The 16,906-nt window shown below is 70.5% G+C and carries 15 protein-coding genes; 11 read left to right on the top strand and 4 right to left on the bottom strand.

The features are described from left to right. The first annotated feature begins 9 nt into the window (after positions 1-9). The 9 genes from AB0E94_RS48560 (at position 10) to AB0E94_RS48520 (ending at position 11,999) form a co-directional block, all read left to right on the top strand. The gene (locus AB0E94_RS48560) at positions 10-1,371 is read left to right on the top strand and encodes a radical SAM protein (RefSeq protein ID WP_360342216.1); all 1,362 of its coding nucleotides are present in this window, start codon (positions 10-12) and stop codon (positions 1,369-1,371) included. Further along, positions 1,368-2,108 carry an SDR family NAD(P)-dependent oxidoreductase gene (locus AB0E94_RS48555; RefSeq protein WP_360342213.1) on the top strand — a complete coding sequence of 247 codons (741 nt, stop codon included), beginning with the start codon at positions 1,368-1,370 and terminating at the stop codon, positions 2,106-2,108. The genes AB0E94_RS48560 and AB0E94_RS48555 overlap by 4 nt, the downstream gene beginning before the upstream one ends. Then, on the top strand, positions 2,101-4,365 hold the full coding sequence (locus AB0E94_RS48550; protein WP_360342210.1) for a molybdopterin-dependent oxidoreductase: 2,265 nt from the start codon (positions 2,101-2,103) through the stop codon (positions 4,363-4,365). The genes AB0E94_RS48555 and AB0E94_RS48550 overlap by 8 nt, the downstream gene beginning before the upstream one ends. Beyond that, complete coding sequence (locus AB0E94_RS48545) at positions 4,362-5,258, top strand: alpha/beta fold hydrolase (protein WP_360342207.1); 897 nt, start codon at positions 4,362-4,364, stop codon at positions 5,256-5,258. Before AB0E94_RS48550 ends, AB0E94_RS48545 begins: the two co-directional genes overlap by 4 nt. Further along, positions 5,236-6,120 (top strand): hypothetical protein, encoded by an 885-nt coding sequence (locus tag AB0E94_RS48540; protein WP_360342204.1) that lies wholly within the window; start codon positions 5,236-5,238, stop codon positions 6,118-6,120. The genes AB0E94_RS48545 and AB0E94_RS48540 overlap by 23 nt, the downstream gene beginning before the upstream one ends. Before the next feature lie 65 nt (positions 6,121-6,185). Then, positions 6,186-7,574: an MFS transporter gene (locus tag AB0E94_RS48535; RefSeq protein WP_360342201.1), complete on the top strand. Its 1,389-nt coding sequence runs from the start codon at positions 6,186-6,188 to the stop codon at positions 7,572-7,574. A 385-nt stretch (positions 7,575-7,959) separates the two neighbouring features. Continuing rightward, entirely contained in the window at positions 7,960-10,365 is a 2,406-nt protein-coding gene (locus AB0E94_RS48530; RefSeq protein ID WP_360342198.1) for an SDR family NAD(P)-dependent oxidoreductase, read from the top strand. Positions 10,366-10,434: 69 nt separating this feature from the next. Then, on the top strand, positions 10,435-11,484 hold the full coding sequence (locus AB0E94_RS48525) for a BTAD domain-containing putative transcriptional regulator (protein WP_360342195.1): 1,050 nt from the start codon (positions 10,435-10,437) through the stop codon (positions 11,482-11,484). Between the two features lie 41 nt (positions 11,485-11,525). After that, positions 11,526-11,999 carry a hypothetical protein gene (locus tag AB0E94_RS48520; protein ID WP_360342192.1) on the top strand — a complete coding sequence of 158 codons (474 nt, stop codon included), beginning with the start codon at positions 11,526-11,528 and terminating at the stop codon, positions 11,997-11,999. On the opposite strand, the gene AB0E94_RS48515 is transcribed toward AB0E94_RS48520, so the two are convergent. After that, entirely contained in the window at positions 11,971-12,468 is a 498-nt protein-coding gene (locus AB0E94_RS48515) for a hypothetical protein (RefSeq protein ID WP_360342189.1), read from the bottom strand. The genes AB0E94_RS48520 and AB0E94_RS48515 overlap by 29 nt on opposite strands. 69 nt (positions 12,469-12,537) lie before the next feature. Here AB0E94_RS48515 and AB0E94_RS48510 point away from each other — a divergent pair, with 69 nt between their 5' ends. Continuing rightward, positions 12,538-13,110, top strand: a complete 573-nt coding sequence (locus AB0E94_RS48510; RefSeq protein WP_360342186.1) for a hypothetical protein — start codon at positions 12,538-12,540, stop codon at positions 13,108-13,110. A gap of 80 nt (positions 13,111-13,190) precedes the next feature. Here the strand turns inward: AB0E94_RS48510 and AB0E94_RS48505 are convergent, their stop codons facing one another. After that, the gene (locus AB0E94_RS48505) at positions 13,191-14,027 is read right to left on the bottom strand and encodes an enoyl-CoA hydratase/isomerase family protein (RefSeq protein WP_360342183.1); all 837 of its coding nucleotides are present in this window, start codon (positions 14,025-14,027) and stop codon (positions 13,191-13,193) included. Between the two features lie 59 nt (positions 14,028-14,086). On the opposite strand from AB0E94_RS48505, the gene AB0E94_RS48500 reads away from it, so the two are divergent. Next, positions 14,087-14,443, top strand: coding sequence for a MerR family transcriptional regulator (locus tag AB0E94_RS48500; protein WP_360342180.1), 357 nt, complete (start codon positions 14,087-14,089; stop codon positions 14,441-14,443). 9 nt (positions 14,444-14,452) lie between these two features. Here AB0E94_RS48500 and AB0E94_RS48495 read toward each other — a convergent pair whose 3' ends face one another. Both AB0E94_RS48495 and AB0E94_RS48490 read right to left on the bottom strand, forming a co-directional pair. Then, positions 14,453-15,367, bottom strand: coding sequence for a MurR/RpiR family transcriptional regulator (locus AB0E94_RS48495; protein WP_360342177.1), 915 nt, complete (start codon positions 15,365-15,367; stop codon positions 14,453-14,455). Between the two features lie 93 nt (positions 15,368-15,460). After that, positions 15,461-16,663, bottom strand: a complete 1,203-nt coding sequence (locus AB0E94_RS48490) for a cytochrome P450 (protein ID WP_360342174.1) — start codon at positions 16,661-16,663, stop codon at positions 15,461-15,463. Positions 16,664-16,906 lie beyond the last annotated feature (243 nt).

Here is a 16,906-nt window from a genome sequence, read left to right as displayed (position 1 = left end):
GGCCAGACCATGGCACGTGCACGCAAGCTGCTGCTGATCTCCCCGCAGGCGACGTTCTTCGGGCGCAACCCGAAGCACCAGCAGTTCAAGCGGGAGTCCCGGGAGTTCCAGTTCTTCGACTACACCTGGACCGGGTTCGCCACCGGGCTGACCATCGTCGGGTCGCTCACCCCGCCCGGCTGGGACATGCACTACATCGACGAGAACATCGAACCTGTCGACTTCGACGAGGACGCCGACCTGGTCGCGCTGACCGGGATGACCGCGCAGGCCGACCGGATGTACCAGATCGCCGACCAGTTCCGCGCCCGCGGTGTGCCGGTGGTCGCCGGTGGGCTGCACGCGAATCTGGCGCCGTTCGAGGTGTCCCGGCACGTCGACTCGGTCTGTGTCGGCGAGGCCGAGGCGCTGTGGCCGCAGGTGATCCACGACTTCACCCACGACGGGCTGAAGCCGATGTACCGGCAGACCGCCCGCTCCGACCTGAGCGTGGTGCCGCGGCCCGCCTACGAGCTGGCCCAGCAGCGCTACTACCCGAGCATCTGGGTGGAGACCTCACGCGGGTGCCCGCACACCTGCCGGTTCTGCGCGGCCACCATCCGCTACCGGGACAAGCTCGGCTACAAGACCGTGGACCAGGTGATCCGCGAGGTGGAGTACGTCCAGGAGCGCTGGGACAACCCGTACGTGCTGTTCTCCGACGACAACTTCGTGGTGGACCGCAACCGCACCAGGGAGCTGCTGTCCCGGCTCGTCCCGCTGGGGATCAAGTGGAGCGGGCAGTCCGACGTGTCGTTCTACAAGGACCCGGAGATCCTCGACCTCATGCACGAGAGCGGCTGCATGACGATGCTGATCGGGTTCGAGAGCGTGTCGACCGAGACCCTCGACGGCATCGACGAGCGGAACTGGAAGTTCCGGAACCTGGACAAGTACGTGGAGGCGGCCAGGACCATCCAGGACCACGGCGTCGGCGTGTACGGGGCGTTCACCCTCGGCCTGGACACCGACACGAAGGACTCGTTCGAGGCGACCGCCCAGTTCGTCAAGGAGAACTACCTGGCCGGCATCCAGGTGTCGTGCTGCACCCCGTTCCCGGGCACCCCGCTGCGCGACGACATGGAACGCGAGGGCCGCATCCTGCCTGACAAGTCCTGGTCGTACTACACCGTCTTCGACGCCGTCTACCAGCCGAAACACATGTCGCCGGAGGAGCTGGAGGAGGGTGCGCTGAGCGTGTACCGGGCCTTCTACAACCGGGAGTTCTCGCTGCGCAAGACCCGCCACTTCAAGTCGATCTACCGGAGCCTGGTGAAGAAGAAGGTGGAACGCGAGCACGCGCTGGCCACCAGCGGCCGGAGCATGGTGTGAGGGCTGTCGTCGTCGGGGCCGGCGGGATCGGCAGCGCGGTCGTACGGACGCTGCTCGACCAGGGGCACGAGGTGGTGGTCGGCTGCCACTCCGGGAAGGCGTCGGTGGCCGATCTGCCGGTCGACGTGCTGCCCGTCGACGTCGAGGACCCGGCGTCGTGTGCGGACTTCATCGCGACCGCATGGCGGGGCGGGCGGTTCTCGGCGGTGGTGAACTGTTTCGGAACCGTGGACGGCGCGCCCCTCCTCCGCAGTGAGACAGCGCAGGTCGACCGTACGATCGCAGTGAATTTGACCGGGGTTTCGAACGTCTGCCGGGCGTCCGCGTTCCGGCTGATGAAAGCCGGTGGCGGCGCGATCGTCAGCGTCGGATCGGCGGCGGCGCGGGCCGGCATGCCCGGCCTCTCGGCGTACGCCGCCGCCAAGGCGGGTGTCGCCGCGTTCAGTCGCAGCCTGGCCGCCGAGCTCGCGCCCTACCGGGTCACCTGCAACACGGTGTCGCCCGGTTTCGTCGACTCGGGCCCGACCGCACTGCGCCCGGAAGCCTGGAAGGAAGCGGTGACCAGGCACATCCCGGCCGGCCGGCTGGGCACGCCGGAGGAGGTGGCGGCGCTCGTGGCGTTCCTGGTCTCCCCCGCCGCCGCGTATGTGACCGGGCAGGAGTTCGTGATCGACGGCGGCTGGACGCTCGGCACCGCCGCCCTCGGACGTGATCTCGCCGGGGTGCCGCATGGATGACGACGGGTCGCGCCGGTCGCTGTGCACGTTCTGCGGCGTCGTCGACCAGGTGACGATCACCCCGGCCGGCAAGGTGCGCGGCACCGGCAGCGCCGGGGTGTGCGTGAAGGGCGCGCACTACTTCCAGCAGCATCTCGGCTCGCGGCCGCAGGACGTGCAGCGGTTCACCAGCCCGATGCTGCGCTCGCCCTACGGCTGGGAGCGGGTGTCCTGGGACTACGCGATCGACATGGCCGCCGACTCGATCCTCGCCGACCGGCAGGACTTCGGCCGCGACTCGCTCGGGTTCTACGGCGTCGGGCAGATGACCACCGAGGCGCTGTGGGTGGCCAAGAAGTTCTTCCAGGGCCACCTCGGCACCAACAACATCTGCTCCAACGCCGAACAATGCCTGGCCAACAACGCCGGCGGGCACGAGCTGGTCTTCGGCAACGAGGGCCCGTTCTCCTGCTACGACGACTACCGGCACGCCGAGGCGATCTTCTTCTACGGCCACAACCCGGCCGCCAACCATCCGACGATCTTTCAGCGGTACGTGCGGCAGAACCGTGGCGCGGCCAAGGTCGTCGTCGACCCCCGCCGCACCGACACGGTCGACCTGCTTCTCGCCGACGATCAAAACAACATCCATCTTCCGGTACGCAGCGGAAGTGACGTGCTGCTCAACATGGGGTTCGCCCGTCACCTGGTGGACAACGGCGGATGGGACCCCGGTTACGTCTCCCGGCACGCCGACCCCGCCTCGGCCGAGGAGTTCCTGCGATTCGTGCGAACCGGCCCGTTCTCGGCCGACGAGATCGTCGCCCGGATCACCCCGCACGGCATGGACCCGGCCGACATGCGCGACAGGTTCCTGCGGGCCGCCCAGCTGTGGACCCGGGACCGGGTGGTGTCGACCAGCTCGGTCGGCATCAACCAGACCGTCGGCAGCGCCGGTGTCGCGTCCATCCTCAACCTGCACCTGCTCACCGGCCACATCGGCGCGCCCGGCCGCGGCCACGTGCGGATGGCCGGGCAGTCCAACGCCTCGGCCGAGCTGGCGATGGGCTACTCGGGGCGGCTGCTGCCGTTCCGGATGCGGGTCACCGAGGAGGCGAACCGGGAACGGATGGCCGGGATCTGGGGACTCCCGTCGTGGCGGATCAACCCGTCGCCAGGGCTGCCCGTCGCGTCGTTCGCCACCTCGGAACGGCTGCGCACCCTGTTCGTCTTCGGCACCAACCCGGCCCGTAACTTCCCCAACCTGGCGAAATGGCGGGAGCGGATGATGGACCTCTGCGTGGTCTACATCGACTCCTACTACAACCCCGAGATCATGGAGTACGCCGACATCGTGCTGCCGTGCCGGACCAAACACGAGACGTCCGGTATCTTCCTGAACGGGGAACGCCGGCTCCAGCACATGGAACCGGTCGAGGAACCGGGGTTCGAGGCGTGGAGCGACGTGCGGATCGTGTGCGAGATCGCGCGTACCATCGCCAGGCGCCTGATCGACGAGCCGCCGCCCGCCCTGGCCGGTCTCGACGCTCTCCTCGACGTCGACGAACTGGTGGCCAAGGGCAACGCCGACCTCGACGCCGCAGCCCTTGACACGGCGTTCACCTACCCCGTCGACGAGCACGGGGAGCCGCTGACCGAGCCGATCTGGAACGAGATCCAGGCCGCGTCCCGGGGCTTCTACAACGAGTTCTCGCACGCCGACGGGCGGCCGATCACCCTGGCCGACATCCGGGCCGGCGAGGGCGCCCAGTGGGCCGGCGAACGCCGGTACCGGCCGGGTTCGCTCTTCTCCGGCATCCGGGCCGACGAACAGCGGCGGGCCACCTTCCACGTGCCGGCCGAGGAACGGCTGGTGCCCTACCAGGACCGCAACCGGGGCGGATTCGTGCTGATCACCGGCCGGGGCGCGATGGGCGGCAAGGCGGTGCGCCGCAACAACGTGGCCATGTTCAACTCGTCGACCGCGACCGGCGCCGCCAACTGGCCGGACACCAACTTCGTGTACGTCAACGAGTCCGACGCAGCCCGGCTCGGCATCGTCTCGGGCACCCGGGTGCGGCTGCACAACACCATCGGGTCGCTGGAATGCCCGGCCGAGGTCACCGCCGACGTGCCGCCCGGACACCTCTACCTGTCCTTCCACCCGGACCAGGCGGACACCCACCCGAACCTGCTGACCAGTTCGGACAACATCGACCCGGTCACCTGGCAGCCGCTGCTCAAGGACACCCGGGTCGACCTGGCGCTGGTCCGGTGATCCGGTACCCGGTCACGGTGTTCCGGCGGTTCGTCTGGCCCGCCGCCGGCGCCGACTTCGCGACGCCCGAGGACCACGGGCTCACCGCTTCGCCGTTCGCCGTCACCACCACGGACGGGCTGCGGATCCACGGGTGGGCCTTCCTCCCGCCGGACGCGTGGGGCATGGTGGTGGTGTGCCACGCCCGGAACGCCAGCAAGTCGCGGACACTCGCGCACACCAGGCTCCTGGTCGACCAGGGTCTGGCCGTGGTCACCTTCGATTTCCGCGGCTGCGGCGAGAGCGCCGCGCCACGCCGCTGGTGGCGCGACGGCCTGTGGGGGCCGTTGAAAGACCTCGATGCGGTGGTACGACACATCGACGTCGCCCATCCAGCCTTCGCCGGGCGGGTGGCCCTGCTCGGCTGCTCGTTCGGTGGCAACATGGCGATCGCGCACGCCGGCACCGCGGGACGGCACTATCCGGCGGTCGTCCTCGACTCGGTTCCGCTGGTCCGCTGGGTGGGGATGCTCGACACGCTGCTGCGCCGGGAACGCCGGGGCGCCCGGTTCCGGCGGGCCCGCGCGGCCGCCGACCTGGCCGTGGCCCGGGCGGCGGCACTGTGGACCCGGGCCGGGCCGCTCTACCGGCACGCCCGGCGGTCGGTCCGTTCGCTGTCCGGCACGCGGGTGCTCCAGATCGTCGGGGCCCGGGACAGCCTGTTCGACGTCGAGGACAGCTGCCGCTTCCTGCGGACCGACTGCGCCGGGCCGGTCACCGTGTGGCGGGTGCCGGCCGGCCGTCATCTCACCAACCATCTGGCTGACCCGGCCGGCTACGCATCCCATGTGGTCGCCTGCCTGCGATCGGCTTTTCTCGAGGAGGACGTGTATGACCGGGACATCGTCGGCTGAGCTCGTCGAAGAGGTCCGTGGCGAGCATCGGGTGACGCTCAACATCCCGGATCTGGACCGGGGTTTCCGGCTCAAGACCAGGACGATGCTCGCGTTCTCGGTGCCGATGATGTACGACAGCTTCACCCGGCACGTCGACGTCGCCGCACTCCGCGCCGCCGGGTTCGGGTCGGTGGTCACGCACGCCGAGTTCGAGCGGCGGCCCGGTCCGCTGGCGGTCGGCGCCGATCTCGACGTCACCGTGATCACCAGACACGTCGAGCTGTCCGGGTGGGGGCTCGGGCAGCGCCCGACGCGACTCGGCTTCGAATGCGTCTACACGTTCACGTCGCGGCCGGGCACCGGTGATCCGTTCCGCTATCGGGAGACCGTCTCGGACGAGCCGTTCACCTGCGGCACCGGGCGGTTGCTGCTCACCCTGGTCCGGCGGGACGGGCCGCCCGGGCAGCGGATCGTGGCCGAGCCGCTGCCGCAGACCGAACATCTGGCCGTGCACGTGCTCAAGCCGGGCCATCCTGCGGCCGCCGAGGTCGCCGAGCCGCCGTCGGATCAGGCCGAGATCGCGGCCGGGGAGCGCTCGGGGGTGTTCGGGTTGCAGCACACCGACACCAACCAGATCGTGTTCACCGGCGAGTACCTGACCCTGCTGGAGGACCACCTGACCGTGCTCCAGGCGCAGGCCGGCCTGCCGGTCGCCGAACAGTCCACCGACCGGGTCACCCTGTCGTTCCGCAATCCGTTCCGGGCCGGGGACGCCTTCCAGACCCGGGGCCGGTTGTGGGACGACGGCACCGCGGTCCTCGGCGTGTACCCGTCGGGGGCGGACAAGCCGAGCATCCTCGGCCGGCTGTCGAGCCACTGACCTCGTTTCTCCCAAGCCTTCGTTTCCTCTAGCGAAATGCCGTTTCCTGCCCGTAGGGTGCCTGCATGGCGGTCACGGGTGAGTCCTCGCAGCAGATCAGACAGGTGACGGCCTATCCCGGGCGGCCGCCGGTGACCGTGCGACACGGTTCCGGAGCGCCGTTCGGGTGGTGGCCGGCCGTCTGCATCGCGCTCGTCGCCGCGATCGACCGGATCGAGTACAACCTGCTGGCCGGGGCGCTGCCGACGATTCAGGAGGAGTTCGGGTTCAGCGACAGCCAGGGCGGGGCGATCGCCACGGCCGGGGCCATCGCGGCGATCGTGCTGCTGCTGCCGGCCGGGAAACTGGCCGACACCGGCAAACGCACCTGGACCGTCTCGGCGATCGTCGCGGTCTGGGCGCTGCTCACCGTCGGAACCGGGCTGGCCGGCACCTACGCGACACTGTTCGCGGTGCGGGTGCTGCTCGGGGCGGCCGGCCAGCTGTACAACCCGCCCGCCTCCAGCCTGCTCGGTGACCTCTACCCCGGGCCGGGACGGGCGCGGGCTTACGGATACGAGCGGATGGCGTACTTCGCGGGCCTGCCGATCGGGGTGATCGCCGGCGGGGCGCTCGCCCAGACGGTCGGCTGGCGCACCGGGTTCTTCCTGGTCGCGGTGCCGGGCGTGATCATCGCGCTGCTGATGTTGACGGTCCGCGAACCGGTCCGGGGCCTCGGCGACAGCCTGTCCCGCTGGTACAACTCCGCCGCCACCCCCTCCTCCGGTTCCGGCCTCGTCTCCGGATCCGGACAGGACTCCGACCCCGCGCGTGCGCAGCCGCCGGTACCGATGCGTGCCCAACTGACCGCGCTTCTCCGGATCCGCACCCTCCGCTCAGTGATCATCGGCCTGAGCATCCTCTTCTTCGGACTCGGCGGACTGTTCTTCTGGATGCCGTCGTTCTACGCCCGGGAGTTCGGCCTGCCCGAAGCCTCGGCGGCGGCGGTCGGCGGCGGCGCGGGCCTCGTCGGCATCGTGGCCGGAATCCTCGCCGGAAGCCGGCTCGGTGACCGGCACCACCAGCACCGGGTGGCGATCGGCGGCTGGTCGCTGCTGTTCGGCACGGTCTTCCTGGCCGGAGCGGTGAGCGTGCCGGTCCTGGTCCCCCAGGCGATCTGCTTCACCCTGGCCAACGTCGGTTTCGCCGGAGCCATCGCCAACCTGACCGCCGCCAACGCCGACGTGGTGGCCGCCTCCCGCCGTGGCCTGGGTTTCGCCGTCCTGCAGATGCTGGTCACACTGGGCGGCGCGCTGGGTCCATGGCTGATCGGCTTGGCCTCGGACAGCACGGGCTCACTGCGCTGGGCCTACACGGTGGTCCTGCTCCCCTTGGTGATCGGCAGCCTGATCGTCCTGAACGGCCAGCGCACCTACCCCGCCGACGCGGCCACCGCCCTGACCACCCCCCAATGACCCCCGCCGTGCCGACCTACGGTCCGATTCAGACCGCACATCACCACACTCCAGCCGGCCGGAAGGCGCGTGGTGACGTGCGGTCCGAACCGAACCACAGCGCGGCACACTCCAGCCGCCCGGAAAGCACGTGGTGACATGCGGTCCGAACCGAACCACAGCGCGACACACTCCAGCCGGCCAGAAAACGCGTGGTGACATGCGGTCCGGACCGAACCGCACCGCGACACACTCCGACCGCCCGGAAACGCGTGGTGACATGCGGTCCGGACCGAACCACACCGCGACACACTCCGGCCGGCCAGAAAACGCGTGGTGACATGCGGTCCGGATCGGACCATGGGGCGGCATGCTCTGGTGGGGCGGGAGGGCTCACAATGTCGCGGTGACGCGCATCGGGCGGTGGGTTCGGATCGGGCTGGGCATCACCGGGCGTGGGCCCCGGGAGAGGCGGCTGCGGAAAGCCGTCGCCGGGAAGACCGTGCTCGTCACCGGGGCGTCCGAAGGGATCGGCGAGGCCACGGCCCGGCGGCTGGCGGCTGCCGGGGCGAACGTGCTGCTCGTGGCCCGGACCGTGGAGCGACTCGAGCAGGTCAAGGCGGAGATCGAGGCGGCTGGTGGGCGGGCATCCGTACATCAGGCTGATCTGTCGTCTCCGGAAGCGGCGGCCGCGCTCGCCGCGGATCTGGTGGATCGCCATCGCCGGATCGATGTCGTGGTCAGCAATGCCGGGCGGTCGATCCGGCGGTCGGTGGCGGACACCGCTGACCGGTTCCATGATGTTCAGCGCACGAACAGTCTCAACTTCCTGGGGCCCGCCCAGTTGATGCTGGCGCTGCTTCCGGCGATGCGTGCGGCAGGTGGCGGGCACATCGTCAACGTGTCGACGGCGGGGCTGTCCTCGCGGACGCCGAACTGGTCGGCTTATCTGGCGTCGAAGTCGGCGTTCGACACGTGGCTGCGGTGTGCCGCGGTCGAGTTGCGGGCCGATCGGGTGACCGTCAGCACCGCGTACCTCAATCTGGTCCGGACGCGGATGAGCGCGCCGACGCCGCACTACCGGCGGGCGCCGGCCATGTCGGCGGCCGAGGCCGCGGAGATCGTCTGCCGGTCGGTGGCGCATCGCACCAACTGGTGGCCGTGGTGGGCGAAGCTCGGGTCGGTGCTGATGGCGGCGGCGCCGCGAACCGTCGAGCGAGGGCTGGCCGCGGGGGTGCGGATGGTCGACGCCGTCGAGCCGGTGCGGGTTCTCGCGGCCACCGGGCTGTGGCGGCCGGGGGTTCTGCTGCGGATTCTGCGGGCCGGCCGCCGGTATGGGCGCAGTCTCGCCACGGCGGTCGCGGCCGGTCCGCCCGATGCGGTCGCGCTCATCGACGCTGACGGGCCGGTTCGCTACCGGGAACTGTCGGCGATGGCCGAACGGATCGCGGCCGGCGCGGCCGTCCGGCTCGGGATCGGCCCCGGGGACCGGGTCGGGCTGGCCTGCGACGGGCATCGCGGGTTCGTGGCGGCGGCGGCCGGACTGGCCCGGCTGGGCGCCGACGTGATCCTGCTGCCACCTGATCTGCCGACCGATCGGATGGCCACGGTGCTGCACCGGGAGAAGGCGAAAGCCCTGGTCACCGAGCCCCACGCGGCGGCGGCCGGCGTGCCGTTCGCTCCGAGCCACCCGAGGGCAGCCGACGTGCCACTCGCTCCGGACGACACGGGAGCGGCGGGCGAAACGCAGGCTTCGGACGGCTCGGGAGCGGTGGGCGTACCCGCGATGGGTTGGCCGGAATTGATCGGTGACGCCGCGCCGCGTGCCGGGAAGGTCCGGGCCGGTCGCGTTTTCGTGCTGACGTCCGGGACCACCGGGGTTCCGCGCAGCGTATCGCGGCCACTGCCGGTCGGCATGCTGCTCGGACCGGTCACCACCCACCTGCGGATGACGCCGGTCCGGTGCGGCGAGCCGATCGTGGTCGCAACGCCGCCGCATCACGGCTACGGGCTGACGTATCTGTCCGCCGGGCTCGTCCTCGGCGCGCCGGTGGTCCTCGTGTCCGGAAGTGATCCGCGGGAGATCCTCAAAGCGGTCGCCACGCATCGGGCTGGCTTGCTGTTCGCGCTGCCGATCCAGCTGCGACGCATCTGCGAAATGCCGGATCCGCCGGAACTCCCGGCGCTGCGCGCGATCGTCAGCGGCGCCGCGCCGCTCACCGCCGACCTGTGCGAACGGCTGCGGGAACGGTTCGGCGAACGGATCTTCAACATGTACGCGACGACCGAAGCCGGCTGGGCGGCCATGGCGACGCCGGCGGATCTGCGGGCAGCGCCGGGCACGGTCGGCCGGGCGCCGCGCGGCATCAAGATCAAAATCTTCGGATCGGACGGTACGGGTGAGCCGCCCGGCCGTATCGGCGAGATCCGGGTGCGGGGCTGGCAGCCGGACGGCCAGTGGCTGGGCACCGGTGACCTGGGACATCTCGATCCGGCCGGGCGGCTGTTCGTGGACGGCCGGCTCGACGACATGATCGTCTCCGGTGGGGAGAACGTGTACCCGGGCCCGGTCGCCGCGGTGCTGACCGCTCACCCGGATGTGACCGACGTGCTGCTGGAGGCAGTTCCGGACGCCGAGTTCGGGCAGCGGCTGCGGGCCACCGCCGAGGTCCGGCCGGGCAGTCCGCTGACCGTCGCACAGTTGCGGGAGTGGGCAGCGAGCCGGCTGTCCCGGGCCGAACGGCCGCGCGACATCACGATCGTCGAGCGCCTGCGGCGTACCGCCACCGGGAAACCCGTCCGGGAACGGTGACCGTTCGGCGGCCCGCACCTGGTCACCCGCCGGTCCTCGGCCTGGGCAGCCGTCGTTATGCTGCTGCCGGTGGGGGTGGAACCGGGAATGGACGACAGCTCGTCGGCCGGCGTGCTGCGCTTCGAGATGCTCGGCCCGATCCGCGCGTTCCGGGGCTCCGAGCCGGTCGACCTCGGCCCCCCGAAACAGCAGGCCGTTCTCGCGCTGCTGCTCCTGCAAGCGCCCCGTCCGGTGCCGCTCGACCGGATCGTGGCCACCCTGTGGAACGGCGACCCGCCCCCGAACGGCGTCGATGTCGTCCAGCGGTTCATCGGTGCGCTGCGCCGCTCCCTCGACCCGGAGCGGACGTCGCTGATCACCCTCACCGACGGCGGTTATGTCATCCGGGCGGGTGAGAACGCCGTCGACACCGGGATGTTCCGGGCGGCGCTGGCCCGCGCCCAGGCCGAACATCAGACCGGCGCGATCGGCGCGGCGACCGACGAGATCCGGACCGCGCTCGGCATGTGGCAGGACGAGCCGTTCACCGGCTTGAGCGGGCCGGTCTTCGAGTCGGCCCGCGCCCGGCTCAACTCGGAACGGGCCGCCGCCTCAGCGTTGCTGGCCGACCCGACCGCGGTGGCGCCGACGTCACCGGCCGCCCCAAACCCGGCGCCCCTGGCCGCGACCAGGCCGTTCTCCCCGCCGGCACCGTCCGCCGCACCCGCCGCGCCCCCTGCCACCAGGCCGTTCTCCCCGCCGGCACCGTCCGCCGCACCCGCCGCGCCCCCTGCCACCAGGCCGTTCTCCGCGCCGGAACCTGCCGCCTCGCCGCTGCCCGCCACTCGGCCGTTCTCGCCCGCCGAGCCACCCGCATCGCCCTTACCGGCCACCAGACCGTTCTCCCCTGCGTCTCCCCCGGCCGCGACGAGGCCGATCTCCCCATCGCCACCGCACTCCGCATCGCCACCGCACCCCCCATCGCCGCCGCACTCCCCATCGCCGCCGCCGAAGCCGCCGGTGACGGCATCGAAGCCGCCGCTCGCGAAGCCCGAGCCGGAGAAGAGCGCCTACCCCGAGGCCGTCGACCCGTGGGAGGGTCACGACCTGTTCCCACCGGACCCGCTCTCGATGAGCTGACGCCGATTCCCCGGGTGGACACCGCGGGGTAGCTTCACGATGTGACCGACGCGCACCCGACCAGGGAAGACCGGATCGTTGCGGAGTTCGGCGCCGGGTATGACGTCGAGGGGATCGCGGCCCGTCACGGCCTGACCGTCGAGCAGGTCTACGCGCTGGTGGAGCAGGAGGTCGGCGCAGGCGAGCAGACGCCACCGGGCCACAACCCGCCGCCGAACCACTACGCCCCGCCGGGCTATTACGCACCGCCTCCGGCTTATCCGCAGCCCCCGGGCCCCGGCGGCCATTACCCGCCTCCACCTGCGCACTACGGCCCGCCACCGGCGCCCGGCCACTACCAGCCCGCACCGCCCGGCTACTATCCGCCGCCCTCGTACCAGCTGCATGGTTTCGCCGATCCGGACACGATCGTGGCCGAGTACGGCGACGGGCACGACGTGGCGTTGATCGCCCGCCGCCACGGCATCACCGTCGAGCAGGTCTACTTCATCGTGCAGCACGCGGTCTCCGACTAGACAGGTGCCCCGGGCCGGTCCGGGGACGGGCAGGAGTCCCGCCCGGATCGGGACGCCGGCGGGCGCGGAGCAGGGTGACCCCGAATGCGGCGACGGCCACCGAGAACAACACGATCGGCGGCGACGGCAGCAACGCCACCGCGAACCCGAGCATCACGGCTGACGCGGCCAGCCCGATCAGGGCCGCCTGCCGAAGCTGTCCGGCCGACGACGCGAGCCGGCCGACATACAGCAGAAGCACTCCGACCACGACGATCGCCGCCCCCATCGCCAGGCTGATGCCCTGGATCACCTCGTAGCTGGTCCGCGCGATCCCACCGATGTCGAGAACGCTGGCGCGCAGCACGGCGTCGACGTGACGGCCGTCGGATCCCGGGGACAGTCGCATCGCGATGTCCAGGACGGTGTGTCCCGTGCCGCAGGCGATCCACGACCAGGCGCCGGCACGGTAGCTGAGGGGTGTTGGCACGGTGTACCTCCGCTGGCTGCGAGAAACGCTACAGATGTAGTAGACACTACAGCTGTAGCATCCGTCCACATGAGCAACCGTGACCCCGATCGCAAGCAGTCCCTCGCCGACGCCGCCTTCGTCGTCGTCGGCGAACAGGGTCTACGGGCGCTCACCCACCGGGCCGTCGACGTCGCCGCCGATCTGCCCGCCGGCACGTGCAGCTACCACTACCCGACCCGCCGGTCGCTGCTGACCGCCGTGCTGCGCCGGATCGCCGAGCTCGACCGGGCCGACCTCGACGCGGCGCTCGACGGCCGTACGGTCACCGACTTCGACGCCGCCACCCTGGTCGAGGACGGCACCCGCCTGCTCGTCCACTGGCTGGGCCCGGCCCGGGCCCGCAGCCGGGCCCGGATGCTGCTGATGCTCGATCCGCCGACCCGGGCCCTGACCACGGCCACCACCACGGCGATCACCGCGGACCTGAGCACCCTGGCCACCGCGGTCTTCGGCGACCCCGGGCGCGGCACCATGCTGATGACCCTCATCGACGGCATAGTCGTCGACGAGCTCACGCACGGCCACGAACCTGTCGACGTCGACCGGCTCCGCGCCCGGCTCAGCGTGATCGCCGGACTGGCCCTACGCCCGGCTCCCTGACGGCCGTCCCGGTCACCAGGCCGCCCCGGTCCCCCGGCCGCTCCGGTCCCCGGCCGTCCCGGTCACCGGGCGAGGATGGATCAGCCGGCTGCCTGCAGTTCGTTCAGCAGGGCCTCGAGGCGACGCTCGCCGTCGCGGGTCTGGACTCCGGCGGCGAGTTGCCGGTGGGCGGACGCGATCACGTCCGGGACGTGCAGGTGGGCGACCTGCGCGCTCTCGGTGGCGAGGTCGATCGCCGTGCTGTCGGCTGCCGCGACCGCAGTGGTGACGGCCCGGATGACCCCGGGGCCGAGGGCGGCGATCCGGTGGGCCAGCGTCGCCACGAACGCGTCGAGCTCGTCCGCGGGAAGTGCCCGGTTGATCAGTCCGTAACGCTCAGCGAGTTCGGCGTCGACGAGTTCACCGCCGAGGATGAGTTCGAGGGCCCGGGACCGGCCGATCAGCGCCGTCATGTACTGAGTGCCACCGCCGGCGGGGTAGATGCCCTGCAGCGTCTCCGGTTGCGCCTGGCCGCCCTTGCCGATCGCCGCGAAACGCATGTCGAGCGCCATCAGCAGTTCGTTGCCGCCGCCGCGTGCGAAGCCGGCCAGCTTGCCGATGGTGATCTGCGGCAGGGTGCGGATCTGCTCGTTGACCATCTGCACCGGGTTGGTGCCGTCGACGAGTTCACCGTCGTCGGTGAGCAACGACGTGTCGGTGAGGAAGGCCATGTCGCCGTGCGCGATGAAGAACTCCGGGTCCGCGCTCTCGAAGACGATCACCCGGATGCTGTCGTCGTCCCGTACCCGGGTGGCGAAGGTCAGCAGGTCGGGGATGAGCTTGCTGTCGAGCAGGTTCAGCGGCGGATGGTCGATGGTGACCGTCGCTACGCCCTGCTGGATTCCGATCGTGATGGCCGTGAAGTCCTCGTATGTCATGCCGCCACGCTAAAATCTCACATCCATGTGAGTTTCAACTGCCTGTGACGAGGGACACGATGCGGATCGGCGATCTGGCGGCACGGACCGGGGTGAGTGTCCGCTCGCTGCGCTACTACGAGGAGCAGGGACTACTGGCCAGCCACCGTAGCGCCGGCGGGCACCGCCACTACGGTGAGGACGGCGTGGACCGGGTCGCCTACCTGCAGCGGCTGTATGCGGCCGGCCTGTCCAGCCAGACGATCCTCGACGTCCTGCCCTGCCTGGAGTCACCGGACGCCGTCACCGCCGACCACGCGTTCACCCGGCTGGTCGAGGAGCGCGACAAACTCGTCGAACACATCGCCGGCCTCACCCGTACTCTCGGATCGCTCGACGAGCTCATCGCACACAACCGCGCGCACCGGGCCGGGTGATCCGCCGCTTCAGCGGTCGGCGCTGGGCCGCCGTTTGCGGGTGGGTGTCTTCTCCGGGAGCCGGTGCGCGTCGACGGCACGCACGGTGAGCTCGAGCGCCTCCGAGGTGCGCTCATAGGTCCGCTGCGCGACAGCCACGTAGATCAGGTCGAGGACCAGCAGCTGCGAGTGCAGGGCGGAGAGCGCCGCCAGCCGGAACGTGGTCTCCAGCACGCTCGTGGTGAAGACGATGTCGGCGACCTCGGCCAGCGGCGAACGACCGAAACTGGTCACCGCCACGGTGAGCGCCCCATGGTCGGCGGCTTCGGCAAGCGTTTCGATGACCTCGCGGGTACGCCCGGAGTGGGACAACCCGATGGCGACGTCACCGGGCAGGAGCAGGGCGGCGTTGGTGAGCGCGGTGTGACTGTCCTGCCGGTGCCACACCGGCACCCGGATCCGTTCGAGCCGGAACGCCATCTCCCGGGCCGCCGTGCCACTGCTGCCGAACCCGAACAGTTCCACCCGCTGAGCTCCGGCGATGGCGGCGGCGACCCGTTCGACGGCGGTCACGTCGAGGGCGGCGGCGGTGCTCTGGATGGCCCGGGTGTCGGCCGCGGCGACTACGCTGAGTACCTGATCGAGTGGATCGCCTGGCGCGATGTCGCCGCTGATGTCGGTTTCCCAGCGGGCCTGCTCGGCGCGCCCGGTCTCGGTCGCCACGGCGACGCGCAGGCTGGCGTACCCCTTGAAGCCCAGCGTCCGCGCGAACCGGGTGACCGTCGCGGTGGACGTCCCGGATCGCTCGGCGAGATCGACGATGCTGGCGTGGGCCGACGTCTCCGGGTCGGCGAGGATCGCCTCGGCGATCCGCCGCAGAGCCTCCGGCATCTGCGGCCCCTCGATGCGCAGCCGTCCCAGCAGCCCGCCGCTCTCACCCGACATCCCCGGTCACCCTTTTCATCAAACAATGATCCGATGAAAATTACGACTGGGTACGCGAGTGAGTCAACCGAACTCACCGACAACGCGCCGGATCTATCCGGCGACCGGCCGGAACCGCAGCCTCAGCGCGGACGGCGCCCGGGTGAACAGGCCCTGTGCGGTGACCGGTTCGGCGAGCTCGATGTCCTCCATGGCGTCGAGCAGCGCGTTGGCGGCGACCTCGACCTCGGTCTTGGCGAGCATGGCGCCGACGCAGAAGTGCCGGCCGAGCGCGAACCCGGTGTGGTTGGCGGCGGCCGTGTAGGCCTTGGCGAAGTCCAGGTCGGGGCGCATGACGTCGAACCGATCCGGGTCACGGTAGTGGCGCGGGTCACGGTTGGCGGCGGCGATGAGACAGACCACGGTCGATCCGGCGGGCACGGTTCCGCCGGAGAGTTCCACGTCGGCGGCGGGCTGCCGCATGATCATCTGCACCGGCGGCGAGTGCCGCAACGTCTCGGCGAGAGCATGGCCGATCAGGGATCGGTCCGCGCGCACCCTGGCCATCTGATCCGGATTGTCGATCAGGTTGAGCATCATGTTCGCCAGGGCCTTGTCGGTGGTCTCGCCCCCGGCCACCAGGAGCAGGCTGACGAACGCCTTGATCTCCTCGGCGGTCATCCGCTCGCCGTCGATCTCGGCGGTGCACAGCACGGACATCAGGTCGTCACGCGGTTCGGCGGCGCGCTCGGCGATCCGCGGCAGCAGGTATCCGGCGAGTTCGTCGCGGGTCCGCAACCCGGCCGCGGCCACCTCCGGGTCCTGGGTGAGGTTGGCCAGGAACGCCATCAGCGACGTGTACCAGCGGTGGAACAGGACGTGGTCGGACTTGGGCAGGCCGAGCATGTCCACGATCACGTTGATCGGATACCTGGTGGTGAACGCGTCGACCAGGTCGACCTCGCCGGCATGCCGGAAGCCGTCGAGCAGTTCAGCGGTGTTGCGCCGCATCACCGGCACGAACCGGGCGGTCAGCTCACCTCCGCGGAAGGCCGGGGTGACCAGCCGCCGGTGGATCGAGTGTTCCCGCCCGTCCATCTGGAGAATCGTGCGGCCGTGCACCGGCTCCAGCTGCCAGCTGTAGTTGTCGCTGGTGAAGACCGGATCCTTGAAAGCACGCTCGACGTCGGCGTAGCGGCTGATCACGTACGCGTTCATGCCTTCGTGAAAGGCGAGCGGCTCGGTCTCGCGCAGCGTCTCCCAGACGCCGGTCGGGTCGGTCAGGCATTCGGGGGAAAGGATGTCGGTGACGGTCATCAGCGTCCTTCCACGGGAGCACGTCCTCTGTGGAGATTAGCGGCCATCGACAGTAAAACGGGGATAACGCCCCACTTTGGCACTTACAGATGTTTTCTGACGATCTTGATCGGTCCGGCCGGCATGAGATGCCGGCCGGACCGGTTGCCGGGTCATGTAAGGAACTCCGGTACTTGATCAGTCCGGTGTCCTGGGGTTGCATGAGCATCCCGGTTGGTCCGGTGGGTGGCGTTGAAAGTGGGT

Source organism: Actinoplanes sp. NPDC026670, assembly GCF_040638175.1.
Classification (GTDB): Bacteria; Actinomycetota; Actinomycetes; order Mycobacteriales; family Micromonosporaceae; genus Actinoplanes.
Note: the sequence above shows the minus strand (reverse complement) of the source record. Positions and strands in the feature narration are given on the sequence as shown.

Coding starts and splice junctions, on each gene's coding strand:
- AB0E94_RS48550 (WP_360342210.1), top strand. CDS start 2,101: ATGGATGACGACGGGTCGCGCCGGTCGCTGTGCACGTTCTGCGGCGTC.
- AB0E94_RS48500 (WP_360342180.1), top strand. CDS start 14,087: ATGCGGATCGGCGATCTGGCGGCACGGACCGGGGTGAGTGTCCGCTCG.
- AB0E94_RS48560 (WP_360342216.1), top strand. CDS start 10: ATGGCACGTGCACGCAAGCTGCTGCTGATCTCCCCGCAGGCGACGTTC.
- AB0E94_RS48540 (WP_360342204.1), top strand. CDS start 5,236: ATGACCGGGACATCGTCGGCTGAGCTCGTCGAAGAGGTCCGTGGCGAG.
- AB0E94_RS48510 (WP_360342186.1), top strand. CDS start 12,538: ATGAGCAACCGTGACCCCGATCGCAAGCAGTCCCTCGCCGACGCCGCC.
- AB0E94_RS48495 (WP_360342177.1), bottom strand. CDS start 15,367: ATGTCGGGTGAGAGCGGCGGGCTGCTGGGACGGCTGCGCATCGAGGGG.
- AB0E94_RS48505 (WP_360342183.1), bottom strand. CDS start 14,027: ATGACATACGAGGACTTCACGGCCATCACGATCGGAATCCAGCAGGGC.
- AB0E94_RS48535 (WP_360342201.1), top strand. CDS start 6,186: ATGGCGGTCACGGGTGAGTCCTCGCAGCAGATCAGACAGGTGACGGCC.
- AB0E94_RS48490 (WP_360342174.1), bottom strand. CDS start 16,663: ATGACCGTCACCGACATCCTTTCCCCCGAATGCCTGACCGACCCGACC.